Annotated in this window: 24 protein-coding genes; 23 read left to right on the plus strand and 1 reads right to left on the minus strand. The window is 64.4% G+C overall.

The features are described from left to right. Positions 1-30 precede the first annotated feature (30 nt). The 5 genes from ACZ5BO_RS20840 (at position 31) to ACZ5BO_RS20860 (ending at position 8299) form a co-directional block, all read left to right on the plus strand. Complete coding sequence (locus ACZ5BO_RS20840; RefSeq protein WP_464696368.1) at positions 31-1386, plus strand: serine hydrolase domain-containing protein; 1356 nt, start codon at positions 31-33, stop codon at positions 1384-1386. 122 nt (positions 1387-1508) lie between these two features. Continuing rightward, entirely contained in the window at positions 1509-3380 is a 1872-nt protein-coding gene (locus tag ACZ5BO_RS20845) for a DUF1302 domain-containing protein (protein WP_464696369.1), read from the plus strand. Positions 3381-3394: 14 nt separating this feature from the next. Next, entirely contained in the window at positions 3395-4744 is a 1350-nt protein-coding gene (locus ACZ5BO_RS20850) for a DUF1329 domain-containing protein (RefSeq protein WP_464696370.1), read from the plus strand. A 64-nt stretch (positions 4745-4808) separates the two neighbouring features. Further along, positions 4809-5915, plus strand: coding sequence for a WD40/YVTN/BNR-like repeat-containing protein (locus ACZ5BO_RS20855; RefSeq protein ID WP_464696371.1), 1107 nt, complete (start codon positions 4809-4811; stop codon positions 5913-5915). Next, positions 5912-8299 (plus strand): efflux RND transporter permease subunit, encoded by a 2388-nt coding sequence (locus ACZ5BO_RS20860; protein WP_464696372.1) that lies wholly within the window; start codon positions 5912-5914, stop codon positions 8297-8299. Before ACZ5BO_RS20855 ends, ACZ5BO_RS20860 begins: the two co-directional genes overlap by 4 nt. Here ACZ5BO_RS20860 and ACZ5BO_RS20865 read toward each other — a convergent pair. Next, positions 8286-8576, minus strand: coding sequence for a phage integrase central domain-containing protein (locus ACZ5BO_RS20865; RefSeq protein WP_464701331.1), 291 nt, complete (start codon positions 8574-8576; stop codon positions 8286-8288). The two genes, ACZ5BO_RS20860 and ACZ5BO_RS20865, sit on opposite strands and share 14 nt — an antisense overlap. A 1243-nt stretch (positions 8577-9819) precedes the next feature. Between ACZ5BO_RS20865 and ACZ5BO_RS20870 the strand changes: the two genes are divergently transcribed. From ACZ5BO_RS20870 to ACZ5BO_RS20955, 18 genes are all read left to right on the plus strand, one after another. Continuing rightward, on the plus strand, positions 9820-10572 hold the full coding sequence (locus tag ACZ5BO_RS20870) for a hypothetical protein (protein WP_023093477.1): 753 nt from the start codon (positions 9820-9822) through the stop codon (positions 10570-10572). A 118-nt stretch (positions 10573-10690) separates the two neighbouring features. Continuing rightward, positions 10691-10903 carry an AlpA family transcriptional regulator gene (locus ACZ5BO_RS20875; RefSeq protein WP_009459729.1) on the plus strand — a complete coding sequence of 71 codons (213 nt, stop codon included), beginning with the start codon at positions 10691-10693 and terminating at the stop codon, positions 10901-10903. Positions 10904-10945: 42 nt separating this feature from the next. After that, on the plus strand, positions 10946-11821 hold the full coding sequence (locus ACZ5BO_RS20880; RefSeq protein WP_023093476.1) for a ParA family protein: 876 nt from the start codon (positions 10946-10948) through the stop codon (positions 11819-11821). Further along, complete coding sequence (locus ACZ5BO_RS20885) at positions 11805-12053, plus strand: hypothetical protein (protein WP_019726333.1); 249 nt, start codon at positions 11805-11807, stop codon at positions 12051-12053. Before ACZ5BO_RS20880 ends, ACZ5BO_RS20885 begins: the two co-directional genes overlap by 17 nt. Beyond that, entirely contained in the window at positions 12046-13704 is a 1659-nt protein-coding gene (locus ACZ5BO_RS20890; RefSeq protein ID WP_023093475.1) for a ParB family protein, read from the plus strand. The genes ACZ5BO_RS20885 and ACZ5BO_RS20890 overlap by 8 nt, the downstream gene beginning before the upstream one ends. Positions 13705-13719: 15 nt before the next feature. After that, a complete protein-coding gene (locus ACZ5BO_RS20895) occupies positions 13720-14280 on the plus strand; it encodes a DUF2857 domain-containing protein (RefSeq protein WP_023093474.1) in 561 nt (186 codons plus the stop codon). A gap of 3 nt (positions 14281-14283) precedes the next feature. Beyond that, the gene (locus ACZ5BO_RS20900) at positions 14284-15516 is read left to right on the plus strand and encodes an STY4528 family pathogenicity island replication protein (RefSeq protein ID WP_023093473.1); all 1233 of its coding nucleotides are present in this window, start codon (positions 14284-14286) and stop codon (positions 15514-15516) included. 318 nt (positions 15517-15834) lie between these two features. Further along, positions 15835-16614: a PFL_4669 family integrating conjugative element protein gene (locus ACZ5BO_RS20905; protein WP_023093472.1), complete on the plus strand. Its 780-nt coding sequence runs from the start codon at positions 15835-15837 to the stop codon at positions 16612-16614. Next, complete coding sequence (locus ACZ5BO_RS20910; protein ID WP_034084952.1) at positions 16611-17138, plus strand: DUF3158 family protein; 528 nt, start codon at positions 16611-16613, stop codon at positions 17136-17138. Before ACZ5BO_RS20905 ends, ACZ5BO_RS20910 begins: the two co-directional genes overlap by 4 nt. Before the next feature lie 71 nt (positions 17139-17209). After that, a complete protein-coding gene (locus tag ACZ5BO_RS20915) occupies positions 17210-17650 on the plus strand; it encodes a single-stranded DNA-binding protein (protein WP_031684101.1) in 441 nt (146 codons plus the stop codon). Between the two features lie 279 nt (positions 17651-17929). Beyond that, positions 17930-19942 carry a DNA topoisomerase III gene (locus tag ACZ5BO_RS20920; RefSeq protein ID WP_023093469.1) on the plus strand — a complete coding sequence of 671 codons (2013 nt, stop codon included), beginning with the start codon at positions 17930-17932 and terminating at the stop codon, positions 19940-19942. A gap of 517 nt (positions 19943-20459) precedes the next feature. Further along, on the plus strand, positions 20460-22067 hold the full coding sequence (locus ACZ5BO_RS20925) for a DNA cytosine methyltransferase (protein ID WP_023093468.1): 1608 nt from the start codon (positions 20460-20462) through the stop codon (positions 22065-22067). Between the two features lie 243 nt (positions 22068-22310). After that, positions 22311-22868 carry a hypothetical protein gene (locus ACZ5BO_RS20930; protein WP_034084950.1) on the plus strand — a complete coding sequence of 186 codons (558 nt, stop codon included), beginning with the start codon at positions 22311-22313 and terminating at the stop codon, positions 22866-22868. A 329-nt stretch (positions 22869-23197) separates the two neighbouring features. Beyond that, entirely contained in the window at positions 23198-23410 is a 213-nt protein-coding gene (locus ACZ5BO_RS20935) for a hypothetical protein (protein ID WP_023093466.1), read from the plus strand. 21 nt (positions 23411-23431) lie between these two features. Beyond that, a complete protein-coding gene (locus tag ACZ5BO_RS20940; protein ID WP_023093465.1) occupies positions 23432-23824 on the plus strand; it encodes a hypothetical protein in 393 nt (130 codons plus the stop codon). 174 nt (positions 23825-23998) lie between these two features. After that, on the plus strand, positions 23999-24685 hold the full coding sequence (locus ACZ5BO_RS20945; protein WP_023093464.1) for a hypothetical protein: 687 nt from the start codon (positions 23999-24001) through the stop codon (positions 24683-24685). An 80-nt stretch (positions 24686-24765) separates the two neighbouring features. Beyond that, on the plus strand, positions 24766-25503 hold the full coding sequence (locus ACZ5BO_RS20950; protein WP_023093463.1) for a DUF5983 family protein: 738 nt from the start codon (positions 24766-24768) through the stop codon (positions 25501-25503). Positions 25504-25599: 96 nt separating this feature from the next. Next, complete coding sequence (locus ACZ5BO_RS20955; RefSeq protein ID WP_023093462.1) at positions 25600-25878, plus strand: hypothetical protein; 279 nt, start codon at positions 25600-25602, stop codon at positions 25876-25878. Positions 25879-26049: the final 171 nt, after the last annotated feature.

The following is a 26049-nucleotide window of genomic DNA, read 5'->3' on the forward strand; positions in this document are numbered from 1 at the left end:
CTCACGCTGTACCTCCAGGAGATAACAAGAATGAGTTGCAAAAGACCTGAGCACACCCACGTCGCGCCTTTTGGCCAACAGCTGTCCGCGGGCAAGCGGTTGCTACCAGCGCTGCTGCTGAGCGTTATCAGCGGTCATGTGTATGCCGCCACCGACACCAGCGACCCGATCCGCCTGGGCGTCATGCAGGGCTTTCCGCCAGCCCTGGACAAGCGTGTGAGCAAACAGAACGCCTTCGAGATGCCAAACCTGCGCTGGGCCCTGCGCAACGCCCGGGCCATGTCGCCCACCACCGGCATCCGCCGTGCCCCCAGCCCCCTGGCCCTGGAGGCCGGCGAGCCGGCCGCCCTCGATCAGTTGAAATTCAGCGTCGGCGGGCAATCGCTGTCGCTGGCCGACTACCTGCACGACAGCTTCACCGATGGTTTTATCGTGCTGCACCGGGGCAAGCTGGTGTACGAACGCTACCTGGATTCATTCGACCCGCAGCAGCCGCATATCTGGGCCTCGATGACCAAGTCCATCACCGGCCTGCTGGCCGCCGGGCTGATCGCCGAAGGCAAGCTGTCGCCCGGCGCCAAGCTGGCCAGCTATGTACCGGAACTGGCGGGCACGCCATTCGGCGAAGCCACGCTGCAAGAGAACCTGGACATGCAGGTCGCCGCCCAATATCCCTCGCAGGTGCCTCCGGACATCGGCCTGTTCGCCGCCGCCGGCATTCTGCCGCGCCAGGCCGGCATGCCCGACAACATCTACAGCTTCCTGCAGGTGGTCAGCCAGCCGCAGCCGGCCAACACCACACCGCTGTGGTTCTACCAGAACGGCTCGCCGGAAGCGGTGGCCTGGGCCATGCGCCGGGTCACCGGGAAAAGCTGGTCGGAACTGGTGTCGGAGCGCATCTGGTCGCGGTTCGCCGAGGAGGACGCCTACACCCAGGTCGATGCCCTGGGCACCGAGATGGCCAGCGGCGGCATGAGCAGCACCCTGCGCGATGCCGCACGCTTCGCCGAAGCCGTGCGTCGTGCCTGGACCGATCACCGCGACGTCTCGCCGTTTGCCCAGGCCGTGCAACTGGCCTTGCAGCCCAACGACAACCAGGCGTTGATCGCCAACAGCGCCAAGGCCAAGAGCCTGGCCGGCTACGCCTACCGGGACTACTGGTACCAGAAGAACGATGGCGAAGGTTCGATCGAGGCCGGTGGCCGGTTTGGCCAGAAGATCTACATCAACCCCAAGCGCGAACTGGTGATCGTGAAGATGTCTTCCGCCCCCGACCTGGCGCCACGCCCCACCAGCGCCGACGCCAGCGCCGCGCCGCGACCACAGGGCGATAGCAACGCCGCGTTCAACAGCATGCTCGGTGCGCTGCTCCCCGCACTCCTGTAACGCCACACCCGCGGCCGCTCCATGGAGCGGCCGGCCATGCCCCTATCGACCTCAAGGCACCCGGCCGCTGCCGCGCTGCGTGCTGCGGGTCTTCCTATAACAATAATGAAGAGGCAGCCACCATGAGCTCAGCCCGAGCCCACCACAAAATATCCAGTCATGGTCGCCAACTGGCCGGCCTGCTGTTGACGCCCCTGGCCTGTGCGTTGTGCGGTCATGCCAGCGCCGATGAATTCGCCTGGGGCGAGGTCAGCGGCCGCTACAACGGCAGCCTGAGCATCGGCGGCGTATGGAGCGCGGAGAAACCCAGTGCCGACAACATCTACCAGGGCAACGCCAACGCCATCGGTTATGGCAAGCCCGGCGAATTCAACTCCAGTGGCGGCCGCACCGGCGACGACGGCCGGCTGAACTTTCGCAAGCGCAACCTGGTGTCCTCGCCCGTCACCCTGCTCGGCGAGATGGAGCTGAACTGGCGCAACTACGGCGCGTTCATTCGTGGCAAGGCCTGGTACGACTACACCCTGAACAACCGCGCAGTGGACTTCGGCCACTCTTCCAATGGCTACAAGCCCGACAGCAAGCTGGACGACAGCCACTTCGACGAACTGGCCAAGTTCCAGGGCGTGGCCCTGCTCGATGCCTATGTGTTCGGTGACTTCAGCATCGCCGACCACCCGCTGAACGCACGGATCGGCAACCAGGTGATCAACTGGGGCGAAGGCCTGTACTTCCAGAACGGCATCAACGCCATCAACCCGATCGACGTCGCCGCGCTGCGCCGCCCGGGCTCCCAGGTCAAGGAGGCGCTGCTGCCGGTGCCCATGCTCTACGGCAACCTCGGCCTGACCGACAACCTGAACCTGGAAGCCTTCTACCAGTTGCAATGGCGGCGCACCGTACTCGAGGGCTGCGGCACCTACTTCTCGACCAACGACTTCATGCCCGAAGGCTGCTTCGGTGTGCCGCGCGCCAGTGCCAACGACCCCGTGGCCTTCGCCGAAGACCGCTTCATCCAGCGTGCCAAGGACAACGAACCGTCCAACGCCGGCCAGTTCGGCCTGGCCCTGCGCTACTTCGCCGACAGCATCGACACCGAGTTCGGGGCCTATGTCATGAACCTCCACTCGCGCACACCCTACTCCAGCCTGATCACCGACCTGCGTCCGGGCCCCGGCGCCGGCTGGATCGCCGGGCAACAGGCGACCAACGGCCGCTACTTCGCCGACTTCCCGGAAGACATCCGTATCTTCGGCCTGAGCTTCTCCACCAACCTGTGGGGCGCCTCGGTGTTCGGCGAGTACAGCTACCGTCCCAACCAGCCGGTGCAACTGTCCACCGGCGACCTGATCCCGGCCTTTGCCGGCAACCCGACGCAGATCGCCCAAGTGATCGGCCAGGACATCACCCTCGGCCAGGACGCGATCAATGCCGCGCCCGGTTCGGTCTACAACGGCTACGACCGGCGCAAGATTTCCCAGCTGTCGCTGGGCGCGCTCAAGTCCATCCCCCAGGTACTGGGGGCCGACAGCCTGAACCTGATCGGCGAGGTGGGCATGAAGTACATGCACGACCTGCCCGGCCTCGACGAACGACGCTATGCCAAGGCCGACACCTTCGGCTCCGACCTGGCCAGCGGCAATCCCGCGGGCTGTGCCCTCGGGGTGACGGAGGCCAGGTACCGCAAGCTCGGCTGCTCCAGCGACGGCTATACCAGCAGATTCTCCTGGGGCTATCGCCTGCGCGCGCAGTTGAACTACCCGGGCCTGTTGGCCGGGGTCAACGTCTCGCCCTTCATCGCCTTCGGCCAGGACGTCAAGGGCTGGTCCTATGACGGCACCTTCTCCGAGGACCGCCTGCTGGGCTCGGTCGGTACCCGCTTGGACTACCTGCAGAAATATTCCGCCGAGCTGTCCTGGTCCGGCAGCGGCAACACGCCGTTCGCCGCCACCGACAAGGACTTCGTTTCCCTCAGCCTGCGCATGGGCTTCTGAACGTGAGGACAATCATGAACACCACCCTGCTTCGCGCTGCCGCCCTGGGCAGCCTCCTCAGCCTGGCCAGCACCGTGGCCCTGGCCCAACTGGACAACGCCAGCGTCAACCGCCTGGGCCAGGACCTGACCCCCAGCGGCGCCGAGAAAGCCGGCAACGCCGACGGCAGCATCCCGGCCTGGACCGGCGGCCTGACCCAGGCCCCGGCCGGCTTCACCCCCGGCAAGGGTTATGTCGACCCCTTCGCCAGCGAGCAACCGCTGTACACCGTCAGCGCCGCCAACCTCAAGCAGTACGCGGCGCACCTCAGCCCGGGCTACCAGGCACTGCTGGCCAAGTACCCGGATTTCAGCATGCGGGTCTACCCCAGCCACCGCACCGCGGCCCTGCCGCAGAGCGAGTACGCACAAATCCGCAAGGAAGCGCCCGGCATCAGCCTGGCCGAGGGCGGCAGTGGCCTGGTCGGCTATGAAAAGAGCAGCGTGCCCTTCCCGATTCCCAAGACCGGGGTCGAAGCCCTGTTCAACCACTTCGTGCGCTACCGCACCGGCGGCTACCAGTACTACCCCACGGAAATGGTGGTGCAGAGCAACGGCAGCTTCACCCCGATCCGTCGCGAGGTGAAAGCGGTGATGGCCTCGGCCATGGGCAACCCGGAACCCAACCGCCTGTACTACTACCTGGGCAAGGTGACCTCGCCGGAAAGCGTGGCCGGTGGCCAGACCCTGATCCACGAACCCATCGACCAGACCCGCGAAGCGCGCCTGGCCTGGACCTACAACCCCGGGCAACGGCGCGTGCTGCGTGCGCCGGAGGCGGCCTACGACTCGCCGCTGGGCACTTCGGATGGCTTGCGCACCTATGACACCATCGACATCTACAACGGCGCCACCGACAAGTACGAATGGAAACTCAAGGGCAAGCAGGAACTGCTGGTGCCCTACAACACCTACCAGTTGGCCAACCGCGCCCTCAAGTACCAGGACATCATCCAGCCCAACCACCTCAACCAGGACCTGCTGCGCTACGAGATGCACCGCGTATGGGTAGTGGAAGCGACCTTGAAGCCGGGCGCGCGGCATATCTATGCCAAGCGCGTGTTCTACATCGACGAGGACAGCTGGGGCATCCTCGGCGCCGATCTCTATGACGGTCGCGGCGAACTGTGGCGGGTCCAGGAAGCCCATGCCCTGCAACGCTACGACGTGCTGTCGGCGATCCATGTCAGCGAAGTCGTCTATGACCTGCAGGCCCGGCGCTACGCGGTCTACGGCCTGGAAAACGAAGAGCGCAGCGCGCAGTTTGGCCTCACCGCCAAGCTCACCGATTTCAGCCCCTCGGCCCTGCGCCGCTCGGGCCGCTGAGCCCCCCCCCGGCTTGCCAGGATGGCGGTAACGCCATCCTTCCCCGCTTTTTGAGATACCCACGATGAATACCGCTGATTTTGCCGCTGGCCTGGCCCTGAGCCTGACCGCCCTGCTGCTCCCCACCGGCCTCTGCGCCACACCGCTGGCCGATCGCCTCGAACGTCCTTCCGAGGCGTCGGCCACCGCCCCAAGCGCGCCACTGAGCGATGTGCAGGCCGTGGGCGATCGACTGGTCATGGTCGGCGCCGACGGCCACATACTGCTGCGCCAGGCCGATGGCCAGGTCGTTCAGGCCAAGGTGCCGGTGGACCTGCTGCTGACGGCCGTGCACTTCGTCGACGAGCGCCACGGCTGGGCCACCGGCCACGACGGCGTGGTGCTGTACAGCGACGACGGTGGCAGCTCCTGGCGCAAGCAGTTGGACGGCACAGGGATCAATACGCTGATGCTCGAATGGGCCCGCAACGAAATCGCGCGCCTGGAGGCCGACCCGAAAGCCGACGAGCAGGTGCTGGAGAATGCACGCTTCGCCCTCGATGACATCAACGCCGGTGCCGAGGCCGGGCCGACACGGCCGTTGCTGGATCTGTGGTTTCGCGACAGCCGCGAAGGCTGGGTGGTCGGCGCCTACGGCACCGTGCTGCATACCACCGATGGCGGCAGCACCTGGGCCTACGTCCCTGGCCTGGACAACCCCGATCGCCTGCACCTGAACAGCGTGCTGGGCCTGGCCAACGGCGACCTGCTGATCGCCGGCGAAGGCGGCCGCCTCTATCGACAGGCCGCCGGCCAGTGGCAGCCAGCGCAGGTGCTGACCCCGGCCTCGCTGTACAAGCTGCTGCAACTGCGCGACGGCCAGGTGCTGGCCATGGGCTTTGGCGGCGTGCTGTTCGACAGCCAGGACCAGGGCCGGCACTGGCAGGCCGTGAACCTGCCTGGCCGTGGCCACCTGTATGGCGCCGAGCAGTTGCCCGACGACAGCCTGCTGCTCACCGGCCAGGCTGGCCTGCTGTATAGCCGCGACCTGCATCATTTCCGCGTCCTGCAACCGCGCAACAAGGCCGTGTGGCTGGGGGCAGCGGGCTTGCCCGACGGCGCCCTGGCCCTGGTGGGCAATCGTGGGTTGCGGGTGCTGCAGCACGACGAGCTCCAGGAGTACCTGCAATGAACGCCCTGGCCCGACAGCGCCCGCCGCTGAACACCCCCGAATCGTCCTTGATGAACGCCCTGGAGCGGGCTCTGTTCCATAACCGGGTAACCGTGCTGCTCCTGTTCCTGCTGGTTTCCCTGCTGCTGGGCTACAAGGCCCTGGCGCTGCGCCCGGACGCCAGCTTCACGCGGATGATTCCCACCAGCCACCCGTACATCCAGAACTACCTGCGCTTCGAGGAAGTACTGCGCCCGCAAAGCAACGTGCTGCGCATCATCGTGGAAAACCCCAGGGGCGAGATCTTCACCCCGGCGTTCCTCGACACCCTGCGCGAAGTCAATGACCGGGTCTTCTACATACCCGGGGTCGATCGCGGCAAGCTCAAGTCGTTGTGGACGCCCAACGCGGTGTGGTCCGAGGTCACCACCGAGGGCGTGCGCAGCGGCCGGGTGATTCCCGATGGCTACGACGGCAGCCCCCAGGCCCTGGCCCAGGTCCGACAGAACATCCTGCGCGCCAACATGCTCGGCAGCCTGGTGGCCAATGACTTGCGTTCCACCATCATCCGCGTGCCGCTGCTGGATACCGACCCGCAAACCGGCGCCCCCCTCGACTACGGCGCCCTGAGCCAGGCCCTGGACCAGCAAGTGCGCGAACACTTCTCCAGCCAGGGTGTGAGCATCCGGGTGATCGGTTTCGCGCAGATCATCGGCGACCTGCTGGCGGCGGCGAGCAACATTGCACTGTTCTTCGCCTGCACCGTGGTGCTGATCAGCCTGTTGCTCTACCTCTATTGCCGCTGCTGGCGCAGCACCGCAGTGACCGTGGCCACCTGCCTGCTCACGGTACTGGGCCAACTGGGCATCCTCAGCCTGCTGGGTTACGGCCTAGACCCCTACTCGATCCTGGTGCCCTTCCTGATCTTCGCCATCGGCATCAGCCACGCGGTGCAGAACATCAACCTGATGGTCAGCGAAACCGCCCAGGGCCATGGCCCGGAGCAAGCCTCGCGGCGCACCTTCCGCGCCCTGTTCATTCCCGGGACCACGGCGCTGCTGGCCGACGCCGTGGGGTTCATCACCCTGCTGGTGATCGATATCGGGGTGATCAAGCAACTGGCGATCACCGCCAGCATTGGCGTGTTCGTCGCCATCTTCACCAAGATGTTCCTGCTGCCGGTGCTGATGTCCTATGTCGGCGTCAGCCCCCGCGCCACGGCCCGCCAGCAGGCCCGGGCCAACGCTGCCTGGCCGGTGTTCCGGCGCCTGGCCGCGGTGGTCGAGCCGCGCATTGCCGTGCCTTTGGTACTGGGCAGCCTGCTGCTCCTGGCCGTCGGCTACCAGGCGCGCCAGGACCTGAAGATCGGCGACCTCGACGGCGGCGCCCCGGAGTTTCGCGCCGATGCCCGCTACAACCAGGACAACGCCTACCTGCTGGCCCACTACACCACCAGCACCGACGTCTATGTGGTGATGTTCAAGACCCCGGCGGAGCAATGCGCTCGGTTCGCCGCCGCCGACCTGGCCAACCGTTTCACGCAACGGATGCGCGGCGTCGAAGGCGTGGAATCGGTGCAATCGCTGTACGACACCCTGCGCTTCAATATCCTGGCGCGTAACGAAGGCAACCCGAAATGGGCGGAGCTGTCCCGTGATCCGTTCGTGATGAACAACGCCCGCTCCGGCGTGCCCACCGACCAGGTCGACAGCGATTGCAGCCTGGTGCCGATCAACCTCTACCTGCGCGATCACAAGGCCCAGACCCTGACCCGGGTCAGCCAGGCCGTCTTACAGTTCAACCAGGAGTACGCCAACGAGCGCTTCGAGATCCTCCAGGCCGCCGGCAACGCCGGCATCGAAGCCGCCACCAACAGCGTGATCCAGCATTCCGAGAAGCTGATGCTGGTGTTGGTGTTCGTGATCATCTCGCTGGTGGTGCTGTGGGAATTCAAGTCGCTGAAGGTCACTCTCGCCCTGATGGCCCCGCTGTATCTCTCGACCGTGTTGTGCGAGGCGGTGATGGCGAAGATGGGCCTGGGGGTGAAAATCGCCACCTTGCCGGTGATCGCCCTGGGGGTCGGGATCGGCGTCGACTACGGCATCTACCTGTACAGCCGCATGGAGCACTTCCTGCACCAGGGCCTGGACCTACGCCGCTCGTACTTCGAAGCGCTGAAAACCACCGGCACCTCCGTGTCCTTCACCGGCATCACCCTGGCCCTGGGCGTGAGCACCTGGGCGTTCTCGTCGCTGAAGTTCCAGGCTGACATGGGCCTGCTGCTGGTGCTGCTGTTCATCTGGAACATGGTCGGCGCATTGGTGCTGATGCCGGCTCTTGTTTCGTTGCTGAAAGTGAGGCAAGCCCATACCTCCTCGTACAGGAAAAGCATTATGCAAAGCTAAAGGTGAACGGCACGGGCCCATTGGCATCACCGACCTTTAATTCAGCATCGCTGCCCGTGTGAATATCGAGATCTGACCCCGGATTGTGTTCCAGCCCCTCGACCTTCACCAGCGCATAGCGGAACGGTTGGTCGAACCAGGCACGACACTTTTCGGCTGTCGTTGACGCCCTGCGCTGCTCGACCCTACTCAGTAGATCCAGCAGATCGTGGCGATCAATATCGTAGACCGAGCGCCCACCAAGGAATGGCAGGCGGTCTTTATTGGAGGTTTCAATACGAGCGAGAGCGTGCTCTGACGACCGTTCTTAAGGCTCAGCCTGCGGAACTCGACCCACTGATTGAACACAGCTTCGAATGCATGCATTGCCACACCGTAAACAGCACGGCGTTGCTGCTTACGGTGCTCATAGGGATTGATGCCTTGGGCAACCAAGACACGCGGGTACGCGCTTCTTTGAGGCTAATTCGCGGGTAATACCCAAGGACAGTGGCGAATAGACATTTCCGAGAGTGCCATCGCGAGTTCCTGAACAGAGTCAGGGCCAGATGCTCATCTCGCTACGCAAACTGCTCCAGCCACAAACCGATTCCGTACGCGCCGGAATCCTGGACTTGAACCTAGCGGATACGTGCTGAACTTCAGTGGTTCTCGCCGCAACGAAAAAAGGACCCGAAGGTCCTTTTTTTGATCGCTGCAGACCTCAATGGAAGTCTGCAGCGCTATGTTTGGAGCGGGAAACGAGACGTGTACTAGGACAGTAAGTCGTTGTTTCCCAAACACTTTCTTCGTTGGGCTGGCCAGCGAAGACCTCAATTGTAGCCTTGTTTTTCGTCCTCGGCAACAAATTCGTCCAAAGAGTTCCACGGACGTCCATAGAGCTGCACTCAGCACACCACACCCACGATCGGTACATCGTCGTAGGCGACTGCCTCGAACTCATCACCCACGCCCGGTTGTCTGCCCGCATCCATCATCGCGAAGACAACCCAGGTAGATGGTTCTGGTGATGGCACAAGTCGGATGCCACCTGGAAGCGCCAGCACCACAACTCACAGGCGACCTTCTGTCCAAGCTCCTTTGGAAGAACGCTCACGCTGGCCACCGCGTTCCCACACACGATTCTTTATCGATATATCAGGATGACGGGGCAAGCATGACAGGTGCGGGTTTGCTGCGTCCGGCTGGACATTGGGCGACGATTGCGGCCCCCTCGCGCTTCCTAAGACCGCTGGCATATCAGGTCATACCTAGACGGTTTTGCAGAAACCGTAACTTCTCACGACCCTGATAGCGTGAGCGTCGCTGTCGAGCCTACGTCCCGATGCTCGACCTTCTAATCGATGATTTTTGCACATCGAACACACGACGACTACCAGTTGCGCGAACTGGTGAGAAGTATTCAAACCACATGACGAAGCGGCCTTCGGGACCCACTTCCTACACAAGCGACAGGCCGACCATGAGGTCGGCGACAAAGGAGTCGGTCATGTAGTTCTTCTCCTGGAAGGAGACGGAGCATGCACGAGAACAAGAATGATGCACCAACATCAAAGGTGTTCTATCGCCCGATCGAAGCGTCCATCCGCTGGGCCGGGCTGCTGCGATACGAGCAGGTGATCCTGGCTTCGATTTCGTCGCCAAGGCGCCTGCCGCAGTCGTTGGACTGTCCACGTTGTGACGAGCTGCGGCTTTGCACCGAACGCATCTTCGACGGCATCCTCAATGGAGAACTGCCCTTCGGACGGAACGGCATCACGACGCGCGATTCCGCGCTGATCGACTCCCCTGATCTGACGGTGCGCCACGTCGATCTGAAGAGCTGGATGCGCCAGCACTATCCCGAGCAACGACCGTGCTTCCTCTTCTCCCGGAGCGAGCGCATCGCCCATCCCTTCATCTCGGTGGAAACTGGGCAGGCGATGCTAGTCGAGCGCCTGGCCCTGAAGTCCACCTTGGACCAGTACAAACGCCAACTGCATGAGTTGCAGGAAAAGCACGGGGCGCTTCTCAAGCAGATGGCGCCCTCTACTGGCGCACAGTGCCTGATCAGTGATCGCGCCGAAGCCACCTACCTGAACATTATCGGCAGCATGCTGGACCTGATGCTCGGCCAGTCGCCTTCGGGCGTGCCGTACTCCAGCTTCAAGACGCAGGAGGCGGTGGTCAGTGCATTGGTCGCCCATCACAGCGGCGCAATGGGGATCGCGGAGCGGACGCTAAACGGCAAGTTCGCCACGGCCAGACGCCGGCTGCGTAGCGCAACAGTCTGAGGTTTTCCATCTTGTATGTGCAATCGCGGAGATTGCATTTGCAATGTCTTTTCCCATCCATGTCTATTGAATGGAGGTCACGCCAACAAACGCCACTGAGCGTTCAGGAGTGACCGCCATGTCGCAAACACCTGCACTGCCCGCAAGCGAGCGCCGCATCCTGCGGCTTGATGAAGTCGAAACCAAGTCGGGTTTCAAACGCGCCCACATCTACAACCTGATGCGCAAAGGCCTGTTCCCGAAGGCGCTGCGCCTGGGCGTGCGCGCGGTCGGTTGGGACTCCATCGAGATCGATCAGTGGATCGCCGAGCGCGTCAACAACCGGGCCTGACCCGTTCTCCAGCGGACTTCCCATCCTCACACGGAGAACGCCATGCAGGTCGTATCCATCATTTCAACCAAAGGTGGCGTCGGCAAGACCACCACGGCCGCGAACCTCGGCGGGCTTGCCGCGGACGCGGGGCTGCGTGTACTGCTGCTCGACCTCGACGTGCAGCCCACCTTGTCCTCGTACTACGAGCTAGGCCACCGCGCACCTGGTGGCATCTACGAGTTGCTGGCCTTCAACGAGCGCGACCTCGGGCTGCTTGTGTCCCGCACGATCATCGAGGGCCTGGACTTGGTGCTCTCCAACGACCACCGAGGCGAGCTGAACACTTTGCTGCTGCACGCGCCGGATGGGCGCCTACGGTTGCGCCATCTCTTGCCGGTCCTGGCGCCTCTCTATGACCTGGTGCTGATCGACACCCAAGGTGCGCGCTCGGTGCTGCTGGAGATGGCGGTGCTCGCCTCCAACCTCGCGCTGTCGCCCGTGACCCCGGAAATTCTCGCGGCGCGCGAGCTGCGGCGCGGCACCATGCAGTTGCTCGAAGACATTGCGCCCTACCGGCACCTGGGCATCGAGCCTCCACCTCTGCATCTGCTCATCAATCGTGTCCACCCTGTGTCAGCCAATGCACGGCTGATCCAGCAGGCCCTGCGCGATCTTTTCCAGGACCACGCCGGCATCCGCGTGCTGGCTACCGACGTGCCGGCCATCGAGGCGTATCCGCGTGCAGCTACGCGCGGATTGCCAGTGCATCGGGTCGAATACCGCCAGCCGCCGGGCAGAGTCGCCCCCGCCGCGCTCGACACCATGCGCGGCCTCGCAGACGAACTATTTCCGCAATGGCGGCACCGATTTGCCATGGTGTCCGGCCGTCCGCCACACCCTCTTGATGCCGGGAGGTCCCATGGCGAACGCACATGAGCTTGCCCGTGGCCACAAGCGGCTTCGCGCCCTGATCGAGTTCGCGGTTGGCGAAGGTTGGCACGTCAAACGCACGCCTGGCGGCCACCTCAAGTTCACCAAGCCTGGCTGCGCCGCGATCTACACCAGCTCGACGGCCAGCGACCACCGGGCGACCCTGAATGCCCGTGCGCAAATCCGCCGCGCCGAGCGCGAGGCCCGATACCAAGCGCAGGGAGGCGGCCATGGCTGAGATCACCTCCCAGCAGATGGCCGGCAAGCTGCTCGCGGCCGGGTTCGAGCGTAGCGGCCCGTCAGCCTCGACCTTGAGCGACCCGATCGCCGACACACCCATGGTCGTGACCCTAGATCAGTTGCGCCCCTACGACCACGATCCCAGGAAAAAACGCAACCCGGCCTACGAGGAAATCAAGGCGTCCATCCGCGAGCGCGGTCTGGACGCGGCGCCGGCCATCACTCGCCGACCAGGTGAGGACCACTACATCATTCGCAACGGCGGAAATACGCGGCTGGCGATCCTGCGCGAACTATGGTCAGAGACCAAGGACGAGCGGTTTTTCCGTGTATCGTGCCTGTTCCGGCCGTGGCCCAGCCGCGGCGAAGTCGTCATGCTGACCGGCCACCTGGCCGAGAACGAATTGCGCGGGGGCCTCACGTTCATCGAGCGCGCCCTCGGCGTCGAGAAGGCGCGCGAGTTCTACGAGCAAGAAAGCGGCACTGCCTTGAGCCAGTCCGAGCTGGCCCGCCGCCTCGCCGCCGATGGCTTCCCGGTACAACAGTCGCACATCAGCCGCATGAACGACGCGGTGCAGTATCTCCTGCCCGCGATCCCGACCGTGCTCTATGGCGGTCTCGGTCGCCATCAGGTCGAACGCCTGTCGGTCATGCGCAAAGCCTGCATGCTCGCGTGGGAGCGCTACGCCAAGGGCCACCCACTGGTTCAGGACTTCGACGAATTTTTCCAGGACGTGCTGTCGCAATTCGACGTCCAGGCCGACGAGTTCTCCGCGCAGCGTGTACAGGACGAGCTGATCGGCCAGATGGCCGAGATGCTTGGTGTCGATTACGACGTGCTCGCCCTGGACATGACCGAATCCGAGAGCCGGCAGCGCGCCTTGGTCAGCGACCCAACGCCGCCCTCGACGCCGCCTGCGTTGCCGGAGCCGGGAACCATCGCGCGCCCACCTGCCAACACTGCGCCACCCATCGCAGGGGCTGCATCCGCAGCGCCGCCTGCAGGCCGACCTGCGGCAACGCCCTCGACGCGCGAGAGCGACACGGATGCCAGTCAGGCAAGTCCGGCCAACCCTGCGGTGGGTGGCGATCTGCTTCGGGAGCACATCGTCTCGCCGGCACCGACGACCGAACGGCTCCAGTCCATTCAGCGTATGGTCGCCGACCAGTTGGGTGATGCGCTGCCGCCAGACTTCTCGGTGAGCGTCTTGCAGTCCATCCCTGTGCAGGCTGGCGGGCTCTATCCGATCTCCGATGTCTGGTACATCGATCCCGGCCTGGACACAGCCGAGCGCCTGCGCATCCACATCGCACAGTTCGCCCGCGAAATCGCGGGCGAGGCAGACCTGGACGAGTGCATTGATGACCGTGCAGAGGGTATCGGTTTCGTCTGCCGGGCCCGCACCCAAAGCTCGGCGCCGCTGGGCCGTGCCGTCCTCGCGCTGTTAGCGTGCCTGGCCGGTCAGCGGCCCGCCGACGTCGGCCTGCACGACGGGCAAATCGTCATCGAACTGCCGGCGCTGCTGCACGGCCAGGGTGATGCGGCCCAGCGATTGAGCGATACCTCGCTGGTCAAGCTGTTCCGGCTGCTGCGGTTGGCCCGGCACCTGCTCGACCTTGAAGCCGGCGCTGCAGGCGTTGGAATTTGAGCGAGGGAGGCCAGCATGTCCGCACCACACCCACTCAACCAGGCCGTCATCGCCCAGGCCCTCTATGACTTGCGTAATGGGCAACTGCGCCGGTGCAAACTGATGGGGTTTGGCGAGGAAGAACTGGACGCCCTCAAGCATCCCGCGCTGATCAGCGTGCTCGCCAACGCTAACGTCTCCTGGTGCTCGGTGACGGTCAACCGCGAAGTGCTCCGGCGACTGCTCAAGCAGGCGCAGGACGTGGAGAAGGAAATCGCCACGGTCGATCGCATGCTCAGGCTGGGCGCGAGCACCGAGATGGTCAGTCGGTTCTATGGCCTGACCCATCAGGAGGTGGCGCTTCGCCGCGAAATCCTCGGCCTGCCGAAGCGCAAGGGCCGCCACCCCGTGCTGGATGAGAAACAGGACACGGAGCTGTGGCGGCAATGGAAGGCCGTGACCGGCAGCAGAAATGTCGATCTCGAAGACGAAACCTCCATCCTCGACGCCACCATGGACTTGGCCGAAGGCATGTCGCTGCCTCTGTCGGTGGTCTGGGCCTCGATCAAGAGCTGGGTCGATCAGGGATTGGGTTGAGCCATGGCCGTGGACAACACCACACCACGCCGTGGCCCCGTCGCACTCGCGGACCTGTTCGACGCCGCCTTGAAAGACCTCGTGCCCAAGCCCAGCCCCAGTGCGCCAGCACCCATGCCTGCGCCGACGCCCGCCACGTCCGGCGATGCCTTCCTCTTCAGCGGCAACCGGCATGAGACCGTGCCGCGGCGGCTGTTCCTCGACCGTCGCCTGACGCCGCTGGAGCGCAACGCCTGGCAGGTGTTCCGGCTGATGCTCAACGACGATGGCGTGACCGCCTTCCCGACTTATGAGCAGCTTCGCCCCTGGCTGGCGTCGATGCCCTGCGCCGGGCAGGCCTCGCATGAAACCGTGGCCCGAGCGTTGACACTGTTGCGCCTCACCAGATGGTTGAGCCTGGTGCGGCGACGGCGTGACCCCAAGACCGGCCGCATCCTCGGCAACCTCTATGTTCTGCACGACGAACCACTGACGCCCTTCGAGGCCATGCAGCTCGACGCCGACTACCTGGCACTGGTCAGCCAGTCCCTTGGCCATTCGGCCAAGGCCGTCCAGATGGTCGGCCTGAACACCCTCAAGGAGATCGCGGAAGATCCGCTGCTCTCTGGGCGCACACTGCCGTCGCGGCTGCAAGTCCTGGCAGAACGCCTCGCCAGCCAAGGCATCACGGCCGCCGAGAGTTATCCACAGGAGGATGCCGCCCACGAATCCGAAGAAGGAGCATCGAGCCTTCTTCGGAATGCGGATGACCCATCTTCGGAATCCGAAGCAGGGGCGAAACCCGCGCCAGACGCCTCTCTTCGGAATCCGAAGCAGGCCCGTACAGTACGTAGTAGTCGTATTAATGAAGTACGTACTACCGCGCAGGCGCGCGCGCTGGGCGATTTGCAATGGCCCAAGCGCTTCACGGAACTGAAGGCAGAGCAGCAGACAGGTGCCAGGGTGGCATTGCAGCAGGTCGATGCCGCGCTGAGACAGGCCGTGCTGGACGAATGGGCCACACGATGCAGCAATCATGGCATCCGCAATCCTGCGGGGTATCTGTTCGGCATCATCCAGCGCGCCATCCATGGCGAGTTCAATGCCTGGGCCAAGAAAGACGCGCCATCGGCATCCGTCCCGCCAAACGAGCGGCCACCACCAGCACCGCCACCTCAGCCGCAGGGTAAGCCAGTGCCACCGGAAGTCGCCAAGCAGCACATCGAGCGGCTACGCAATCTGCTCGCCAGCAATTGAGTCGGCATGCAAGGTGGTGAAAGTAGATGTCCATGGCCGCCAGTAGAGCTATCCCCTGGGGATAGTTCCGCTGCTGGGCACAACACCAGGCTGTCGCAGGCCTGGGATCGACCCTCTGCCGCAGCATCGGTGTTGTCCCCCCTGATCCCGGCGTGCAGCGTTCGTTGGCGCTCCATGGAGCTATCCCCAGGGGATAGCTCATGCCGCATGCAACCGCCACGCCCTAAACCGGGGCCGGCCGGGATTCGGATTCTTGACTGACTGCCTTCCGCTTCCTGCCGAAGCTGGCCGCTCCTTTTCCAACAACGAGCGGACACCATGGCAACCAATGAACCTCTGCAACTGAATCTCGGCTCCCTGCGCAGTGCGATGTCGCTGACCCTGCACACCCACCACGCTTCCCGCATCTGGCACGGCCGCGCCGCCACCGAGGGGCGACCGGGCATCGTCGGCCTGAACGGCTACATCGCTCAGATGAACAAGATGCGGCGGGGCTCGGAGCAGGACGACCCGTACAGCGACTTCTGGATGCTGCGCATCGAGGAAAAGCTCGACCACACCAAGGCCACGCTGCAATCGCTGCGCGAGCAGGTGGACCAGGCGCTGGCGAGCGTGCCGCCAGCGCTTAGCCTGGGCGAAAACCTCAACGTGCAGCCGGTCAAGCTGCCGCTCTTCGTCAACGCGCAGCTCGGCTTTGCCGCGGTCTATCTTCTGGCCGACTACGACGACATCGCCCGCAAGCTGATCCTCGCCCATCACACCGCGCTCATTGACCGCAGCACCTTGGAACGCTGGCTCAACGAGGGCGCACATTCACTGCGCAGCCTGTTCTCGCTGGCCCAGCAGTACCGCTATTCGGGCTGCACACGCGATGATTTCGCGTCGAAGAATGCCGCAGCGCGGGCCGCGCTGGAGAAGTACGGCGAACTGCCGCAGGACGTGCTGGAAGGCACTCGCCGCTCGAAGTTTGCGCCGCCCATCGTGCGCCGTGGCCTGCAGCAGCGCAGCGACGGTCCTGCCGAAGCACCTCCGCCCGGAGATGAAGCCACCACCGCAGAGCCGCCCGAAACCGCAGCCGACGAGGACGAGCCGGCATGAGCGATCCGAACCAACCGACCCGCTACTTCCGAGGCCTGCAACAGGGTGCCTTCATGCGGCTGGAACACGCAGCCTCTCTAAAAGGCCTTTTAAAGCCTTTTAAGGGTAAAGGGGACTTCGAGGCCTGGGCCAGCCAGTGCTTCGCCATGCGCGACGAGTTGATTGCCCTGGCACAGCGACAGGTGCTGGAGCAGGCATGCGGGCACCCCTTCCACCTGCTGTCCATCGAACTGGCCCAACAGACCACCGGCGCAGGAACCGTCTTCTTGCGCTGGCGCAGGCACGACAGGTCGGCCATGGGCGTGGCGCTGTGGCGGGAGCTGATCGCCAGCACCAGCACGCCCGTCAACCTGCTGGCCGACCTGCACGCGATCGAGCTGCAGCGCATCACGTTGAACATGCAGATCAGCCTGCTGCACACCTTGGGCAGGCAGGCGCAGGAATGCGCCAGCAAGGCGGCCCAGGCGGACGACGCCTACCTGCGCCGACTCACGCCCATTCCCGCCGCAATGCGCGATCGATGATTGCGCCGGGCATCCAGCACGCTCCCGACGCCGACGAGGCACGGGTATTCAACCACCACGGAGATCACACCATGAGCACGCATTTTTCCGGCGAAGGCAACATCGGCTCGCCACCGGAGTACCGCGAATTCCCCAACGGCAACGACGAACCCAGCCGCCTGCTGCGCCTGAACGTCTATTTCGATAACCCCGTACCCAAGAAGGATGGCACCTTTGAGGATCGGGGCGGCTTCTGGGCGCCGGTGGAAATCTGGCACCGCGACGCCGAGCACTGGAAGGACCTGTACCAGAAAGGCATGCGCGTGCTGGTCGTCGGCCGCATGGAGCGCGAACCCTGGACGGACAACGAGGATCAGCCGCGCGAGACCTGGCAGATCAATGCGCGCAGCGTCGGCATCCTGCCGTTCCGCATCGAATCCGTGACCCTCAGCCCAAAGCTGCAGGAGGCAGAGCCCAAGCCCCAGGCCGCGCAGGAACCGGCTGCGCCGAAAGAATCCAAACGCAGGAAGTGAACCAGCTTGGAGGGCGGTGGCACGTCTTCGCCGCCCTCCATGCGCTGGTGGAGCTATCCCCAGGGGATAGCTCCACCAGCGTCCACTGAATTCCACGCGCTCCCGCAAATCGCGGCTCCCGATCCGCACACCTGCGGCCACGCGCGCCTCCCGTACAAGCGATTCCATCCCGTGAAAGCGGTCGCCGCCGCATGCGGCTTGTTTGCTGCTGCCCCAGGCGGCGCTCGGCATCCTCGATTCCAGCAACTCCATGAACAACGGGAATCGGGATGGACGGACATGCGGCTGTTCTTGTGCGAGAAGCCCTCCCAGGGCAAAGACATTGGCCGGATTCTCGGTGCCACGCAGCGCGGTGAAGGCTGCCTCAACGGTTCCGGCGTCACCGTCACCTGGTGCATCGGCCATCTCGTCGAAGCGGCAGCCCCCGAGGTCTATGACACGGCGCTCAAGCGCTGGTCGCTGGAGCAGTTGCCCATCATTCCTCAGCACTGGCGGGTCGAGGTCAAACCGAAAACCGCCACGCAGTTCAAGGTCGTCAAGGCGCTTCTGGCGAAGGCGACCCAGCTTGTCATCGCCACTGATGCCGACCGCGAAGGCGAGTTGATCGCCCGCGAGATCATCGATCTGTGCGGCTACCGCGGTCCCATCGAGCGGCTGTGGCTGTCGGCGCTCAACGATGCGTCCATCCGCGCCGCGCTCGGCAAGCTCCGGCCGTCGGCCGAGACCCTGCCGATGTACTACTCGGCACTGGCGCGCTCTCGGGCGGACTGGCTCGTCGGCATGAACCTCAGCCGCTTGTTCACGGTGCTGGGACGACAGGCCGGCTATGACGGCGTGCTGTCGGTCGGCCGCGTCCAGACCCCCACGCTCAAACTGGTCGTGGACCGCGACCGCGAGATCGCCGCCTTCGTGTCCGTGCCGTACTGGGCCATCGACGTGTCCCTGTCCGCTGGTGGCCAGACTTTCACCACGCAATGGGTTCCCCCGAAAGCATGCACCGACGACGCCGGCCGCTGCCTGCAGCAGCCCATCGCGCAGCACGCCGCGCAGCAGATCCGCGTCGCGGACAGCGCCCAGGTGGTGTCGGTCGAAACTGAGCGCGTGCGGGAAGGCCCGCCGCTGCCGTTCGACCTGGGGACCTTGCAGGAGGTGTGTTCCAAGCAGCTTGGGCTGGATGTGCAGGAGACCTTGGACATTGCTCAGGCCCTGTACGAGACGCACAAGGCCACGACGTACCCGCGCTCCGATTCGGGATACCTGCCCGAAAGCATGTTCGCCGAGGTGCCAACGGTTCTCGACAGCCTGGTCAAGACCGATCCGTCGCTGCGACCGATCATGGACCAGCTCGACCGCACTCAACGCTCACGCGCCTGGAACGACGCAAAGGTATCCGCGCACCACGGCATCATCCCGACGCTCGAACCGGCGAACCTCTCGACCATGAGTGAGAAGGAACTGGCAGTGTATCGGCTGATCCGGGCGCACTACCTGGCGCAATTCCTTCCTCACCACGAGTTCGACCGCACCGTGGCGAACCTCTCCTGCGGCCAGCAGACGCTGGCGGCCACCGGCAAGCAGGTCGTCGTCAAGGGTTGGCGCCTGGTGCTGGCCGAACCGCAAATTGAGGAGGATGGCGCCCCTGCGGCGCGCAGCCAGGTACTGCCCGCGCTGCGCGAGGGGCTGGCATGTCAGGTGGCCGACGTCGATCTGAAGGCGCTCAAGACGCTGCCCCCTCGGTCTTATACGCAAGGCGAGTTGGTCAAGTCCATGAAGGGCGTCGCCAAACTGGTCTCGGACCCGCGCCTGAAACAGAAGCTCAAGGATACGGTCGGCATCGGAACCGAAGCGACGCGGGCCAACATCATCAGTGGCCTGCTGACGCGGGGCTACCTCGTGAAGAAGGGCCGCGCCATCCGTGCCTCGGATGCGGCCTTCACCCTGATCGACGCGGTACCCACAGCGATTGCCGACCCAGGGACAACCGCCGTCTGGGAACAGGCGCTGGACATGATCGAAGCTGGGCAGCTCACGCTGGACGTATTCATCAGCAAGCAGGCTGCATGGATCTCACAGTTGATCGCGCAGTACGGCAACACGTCCCTGTCCATCAAGGTTCCCCAAGGGCCGGCTTGCCCGCAGTGCGGCGCGCCCACGCGCCAGCGCACCGGCAAGAGCGGCCCGTTCTGGTCGTGCAGCCGCTACCCCGACTGCAAAGGCACTCTGCCGGTCGAATCCGGCACGTCCAAGCGTAGTGCCTCGCGTCCGCGCAGTGGCGGCCGCAAAGGCTCCTGACCGACCCCGTTCCCCGTGAGCCGTGCCCGCCATCGGCGGCGCGGCCTGTGTCCCGCATGCCCTGCGGGACGCCCAGCGCGCAACGCCTTCTTGTCCGTGTGCGCGTCCCGCTTGGTCATCCCCGGCCGCGGGACCTGAAGGTAGCTTCTCCGCGAACCGCCTCCCGCGTTCTGCTGATCTGCATTTCTCCCGCCTCTGCGAAGGGTCCCCCGATGGCTTGCCAGGCTGCGCGAGCCACCCGGAGACCCTTCGTGGTCAGCGGTATTCGGTGCCGGTGCCCGCCGGCGCAAAAACGGGCTCCCTTTGTGCGCGGATGTGCGCCAGACGATGCCGGCGCGAACCACGACATGCGCCGGGTGTGATTGCTGATGAGCAGACGGTTCTAGCGACGACCGGGCCTGCACCAGCCCACGGGTGGTTCTTTCCTCCCGAGCCGAAGGCCGCAAGGCCTTCGGCGCCTTTCTCCTGCCTATCAACGTCCCGGCCCGCCCCGGGCCACACGAACAGGAGACCCGACATGAACCCGCAACCTTGCACCCTTCGCGGTGCGCCCCAGGCCGCGCCACTGCTGTATGGCAGCGTGTGCAGCGGCATCGAGGCCGCGAGCCTCGCCTGGCAACCCCTCGGCCTTGAAGCCGCGTGGTTCGCCGAGATCGACCCGTTCCCGAGCGCCGTGCTCGCTCACCGTTACCCCCACGTGCCCAACCTGGGCGACATGACCGCGATCGCCCGTCAGGTGCGCGCCGGCACCGTGCCGGCGCCCGACATCCTGGTCGGCGGCACGCCATGCCAGTCGTTCAGCGTTGCCGGCGCCCGCCAGGGACTGGATGACCCGCGCGGCGCCTTGACCCTTGCCTATGTGGAGCTTGCAAATGCCATCGACCAAACCCGCCACCAAGACCGCCGCCCGCCGGCAACGCTCGTCTGGGAAAACGTCCCCGGCGTCCTCAACGACCGCAGCAATGCCTTCGGACATTTCCTGGGCGCACTGGCCGGCGAAGGCCGTGCGCTCCAGCCGCCAGGGGAAAAATGGGCGCACGCTGGTTGTGTGTCTGGACCCCGCCGCCGCATCGCCTGGCGCGTGCTCGACGCTCAATATTTCGGTGTCGCCCAACGCCGCAAGCGCGTGTTTCTTGTGGCAAGTGGTGGAGATGGTCTCGATCCCACCGAAGTACTTTTTGAGCGCGCAGGCCTGCTCGGGGATTCTTCTGCGGGCCGCGCGCCGTGGCAAGAAGCTGCCCGCGCTACTGAACCGGGTGCTGCAGCAGCAGGCGGATACGCAGGATTCGCCGGGCTGACGCAGCCCTACGGCAAGGTCACCACGATGTTCGGATTCAGCGGCGGCACCGGCCCCGTCGATGTTGCGGCATGCCTGATGGCCGCGGGTCCCAAGCACGACATCCGCACCGAGACGTTCATGGTGCAGTCCGTCGCCGGCAGCATCGCCCATACCCTCGACACCGCCAACAACGGCAAGGGCAGCAGCGAGGACGGCACCGGCAAGGGCGTGCCGATCATCGCCTTCACCGCCCAGGGCAGCGGCGCGGATGCCACGATCGACCTGACGCCAACGCTGCGTGCCGGCGGGCATCGCAACAGTCATGCAAACGCCGGCGTCGTACCCGCCATCGCCTTCGCGCAGAACAACCGCGGCGAAGTGCGCTTCGAGTCAGGCCATGGACAGGTAGCTTGCACCGTCCTGTCCAACGGCAAGCCGGGCTACGGCGTGCCCATGGTGACCTGCGTTGCCCTCCGGGGACGGCCGCAGGGTCTTGCCGCCGAGCTGGGCGGCAGCGTAGCGGCCGCGCTGCGTACCAGCGGCGGCGGTGCTGACAAGCCCCATGTGCTGGCCCCCGACTTCGAGGCCCATTTCCGCTACGACTGGAACGACCCCGGCCCCGGCGACTGGTCGCAATGGCGGGTGCGGCGGCTGATGCCGATGGAGTGCGAGCGGCTGCAGGGCATGCCCGACGACTACACGCTGATCCCGTATCGCGGGAAGCCTGCCGCTGACGCTCCGCGCTACAAGGCGATCGGCAACTCCATGGCCGTCCCATGCATGGCTTGGCTGGGCAACCGGCTGGTGCAGTGCCTGCACAAGACGGGCTCGACCGCTTCGGATTGATCGACGACGCAGCCTGCGCGCCGCGCCATTCTCGTCCCTGCATTGCCGATGTATCGGCAGCAGCCCGCAGCCAGGGTGTCAAGGCTGCCGTGGGTTCCGCCCACGCCACCCGCCAGTTCGCTTCGGCATCTCACCGGCGAACGCTGCCCACCGGGGCATCGATGCCTCCTTTCTCTAACCCACGGGATGGTCGCCACGTCCCGTCAGGGGCATGTCGCCACCCGGTCGATTTCAGGACTTTCCATGGACACCATCACCAAGCAAGACCGCATCATGCTGAAGAACCTCAAGGTCGCCGACTTCGCCAGCGAGGAAACGCTGTGCTTCACCGCGACCGTCGTGTTCGACGGCACTCCCATCGCCGAGGCCCGCAACGACGGGCATGGCGGCTCGACATTCCTCCGCGCGCTCAATAACAAGACGACGCTGCTGGCTCAGGCCGAAGCCTTCGCCAAGGAACTGCCGCCTGCGCCGCTCGATCTCGGCCAGGAGGGTGAAGACCCCCATTACATCGACATGACGCTCGACTTCCTGGTCGATGAGCTGGCCGATGCCATGCACGCGGAACGCAAGGTGCGAGCCGCTTTCAACCGCGACATCGGCAACAAGGTGCTGTTCATCAAGGACGGCAAACTGCTGTTCATCAAGGGCATCAAGCTCAAGGCCATCGCCGACCGCAAGGCGTACTTCGCTTCGCTGCGCGCCCGGCAGGCCCAGCCCATCGTCATCCTCGCCGAGCTTCCGCCCGAGCAGGCATTCGACCTGTGGAAGCAGCATGTCCTGGGCGACAAGCCCGATTGACCCAGCGCCACCGCACCCTCCTGACAGCCCCGCACTCGATGCGGGGCTTTTCTTTTCTGCGCCCATCAATCGGGGCTGGGTCGGATGCCGTTTTCCCACTGACGCCGAGCGGCCCTCGCACGAAGCTGCCCGCATGTTCGCTGATTCGTCAGCACATGCCAGCAGCCAGGGTTCCAGGCTGCCGCGGGTCCCTCCCGCGTTGCCCACCAGTCCGCATCGCATCAAGTCTGCGGACGCGCGTCCTCGTGACGTCGATGCCTTTTATCAACCGCGTGCGGGAGCTGCCATCCCGTGAGGGACAAGGCCCCGCTTTTCAAAGGAGTCCGTCCATGTCCCAGCAAGCCTCTTTCGGCCAACTGGCCTCGACCTACTGCGGCAAGTTCCTGCCGCTCGAAGTCCTGCAAAGCGCCGCCGGTCACTACATCGGCACGCGCGATACCGAAGGTCCCGTTTCGCGGGAATCCCGCGAGTACTTCCGCAGCTACGCCGCGGCTCAACGTGCGCTCGAAAGAGGCGGCTGGACCCAGCTCGCCACGCCCTGATCCAACTGGAGGAATCACGTCATGAACCAGCTTCTGCCACAGGAAGTCGTCGATCAGATCATGCGGGAAGAGCAGCATTTCGCTGCCGCGCCCCAAGCCTTCTTCGAGGCCTGGAAGCGTGGTGTCGAGATCGCCGGCCCGCAATGGTTCGGCGACGGCACCCGCGAAGGCCTGAACCAGGCCAACACCAAGTGGGATTTGCGTCCCGACATGCTGCGGCTCAACGATGCCCTCGGCGTCCTGAGCAGCGGCGAACGCATGTTCCTGTCCGCCATGGTCAGCTTCTACAACGCGCGCGAGGGCGGTGCCATGCTCAAGCGCTGCCACTTCGACGGGCTGTCGGACTTCGACGGTCTCGACCTGGAACGCCGCAAGGTCATCGCCGACCTGCTGGTGAACTACAGCGGCTGGTGAGCCGGTCTCCGGCACGCCACTGTCCTCTCGATCCCACGTGAGGGACATGCGCCCATGAGGCCATGTCCCTCAATTTTTCTTACCCATCGCCCGGCGCCAACGGCCTTGGGCTATTCCCGCGGATGCCATCGTCCGCATGGGCTGGCTCCGCTCACTTCCCCGAAAGGAGCCACCATGGCAAACAACTACTACGAAGGCACGGGCGTTCTCGTGCTCGACCGCGTTACTCCCGTCATCAAGGCGCTGTTCGGCGCCTTTGCGCTGGATGAAAACCATCCCGGCAATGGGCAGGCTTACATCGCCCAGATCGCCGAGACCAATGACCCGCGCTGGACGGATGTGCTGGATGGCCTGGAAGACCTGGCCACACAACTCGGCATCCCCATGCCCGACGACGAAGAACTGTCGATTCCACCTCTGCTTGAACGGCTGGCCGCGCACTTCGGTGCTGACCAGGACTGGGAGCTGGAGAACCTCATCGAGCACCACCAGTTCGAGGACAGCGCCGACCTGGAAGCCTTGTTTCTGATCGCCTCCTGCCTCGATGACGGTCATCACCTGACCGCCATCCAGTTCGAGGGTTGCTGGCATTGCAGCAAACCGAGGCTGTTCGAGTTCGGCGGCAACGGCTGCTACCTGAGCCGCGAGGCCCAGGTCTTCAGAACGTCCTCGCAGGCACTCCAACTCGGCGACCAACTGCGCAAGACCATCGTGGCCACCGACATCGAAGAGGCCTCGGCGTTGATCGCGCTGGAGGCCGCCAACCTGCTTGCCGGCATCACCGACGAGCATTTCCGCCTGAATGTGCGCCATCGCATCGCCGAACGGCTGGCCCAGACGCCAACGATCAGCGCCGACTGACGCATTTTCCACTTTCAACCCACCGGGTCCAATTCCCGGTGGCGGGGATTGGCTCCATTATTCAAATCTGGAGAGTTGCCATGTCCCTGAAACCCAATCCATTTCTCCGCGGCTACTGGAATCTGAAAATCGTCCGCACGCTGTGCATCAGCTACGAGGACGGAAGCCCGCATGTTTGGCGAATCGTCCACGCGAGCCAAAAGCACTTTTCCGACGAGGAACTGATTTCATCCTCGTGCATCATCACCAGCGATTTCGCCGTGGTCAAAAATGGTCCCCAACCCGTGAATGCCGAGGTACTGGCCGAATGCGATGCCGGAGAAGGTGTCAGCGGTGAAGGCGTAATCGGCGCCGTGGTCTATGCCATCCATGGCGACGACTTCGACGGCCGCCCCATCCACGTCGGCGATACCTATTCGGCTGAAGCGGCACGGGAAGTCGTGCAGCGCCTGAGTTTCGAGACCGGCTACTACAGCCGGTGCTGGGAAATCAGCAGTGCACACATAAGCGAGGAAACCGGCCAATACCTCGCCAACCTGGCAGACCTCGCCACGCCGGAGGCATTCCTGTTCATCGCGTTCCGGGTTCCTTACAGCCCGGCGATCGGCATCAAGCTGATCTCCACCCCCTGGACGGACAAGAACCTGGAGCGCGTCGAGGGGATCAGTGCGGAGCAGCTTCGCCAGGAGCACCGAAGCAAGGGCATGCCGGATGACCTGGCGAACGTCATTGAACTGGCCGGCCAGGCCGATGTGCGCATCCTGATTCTCGACGCCGACGCACCCGTGCTGTTGGGCCTGCCGTTGGCCGAGTCCTAGCAGCCACGCGACACAACATCCTTCCTCTTTGTTCTCCCCATACCAGCCCGTCTCCCTCCCGGAGCCGGGCTGGTTCATTTTCATAGGAGCAACCTCATGTTCCCCAACCTCATCCCTAGCACGTCCGACTTCGAGTACCAGCTCGGTTCCTGCGTCAATGCCATGGGCCAGGACGACGCCATCGGCCAGATCCTGGTATTCGAGCGCATGAGCGGCACGCTGCACATGCGCCATGTCGCCAGCGTCGAACTGGTGGACACCGACATTGACGACTACGAAATGGTCGTCTTCGACGGTGGCAACACCAGCGGCGATACATGGAAACATGTCTTCTTCCCACGTCAGCGAGAACACTACTTCGTGTACGAAGCCTGACCCAACCAAGCCCCTTTCGAGGGGCTTTTTCTTGTCCGAAGCGCTGGAAAGCGGGTGCGACGCTGTGCGATTTCTTGCGGGCAGGCCGCCCATTTCAGAGCCATCCTTGCTCCATGTTCGTCGGCGTTGCCGACACATGCCCTGGCAGCCGAGGCCTTCAAGGCTGCAAGT

Source organism: Pseudomonas sp. FFPRI_1, from assembly GCF_055384485.1.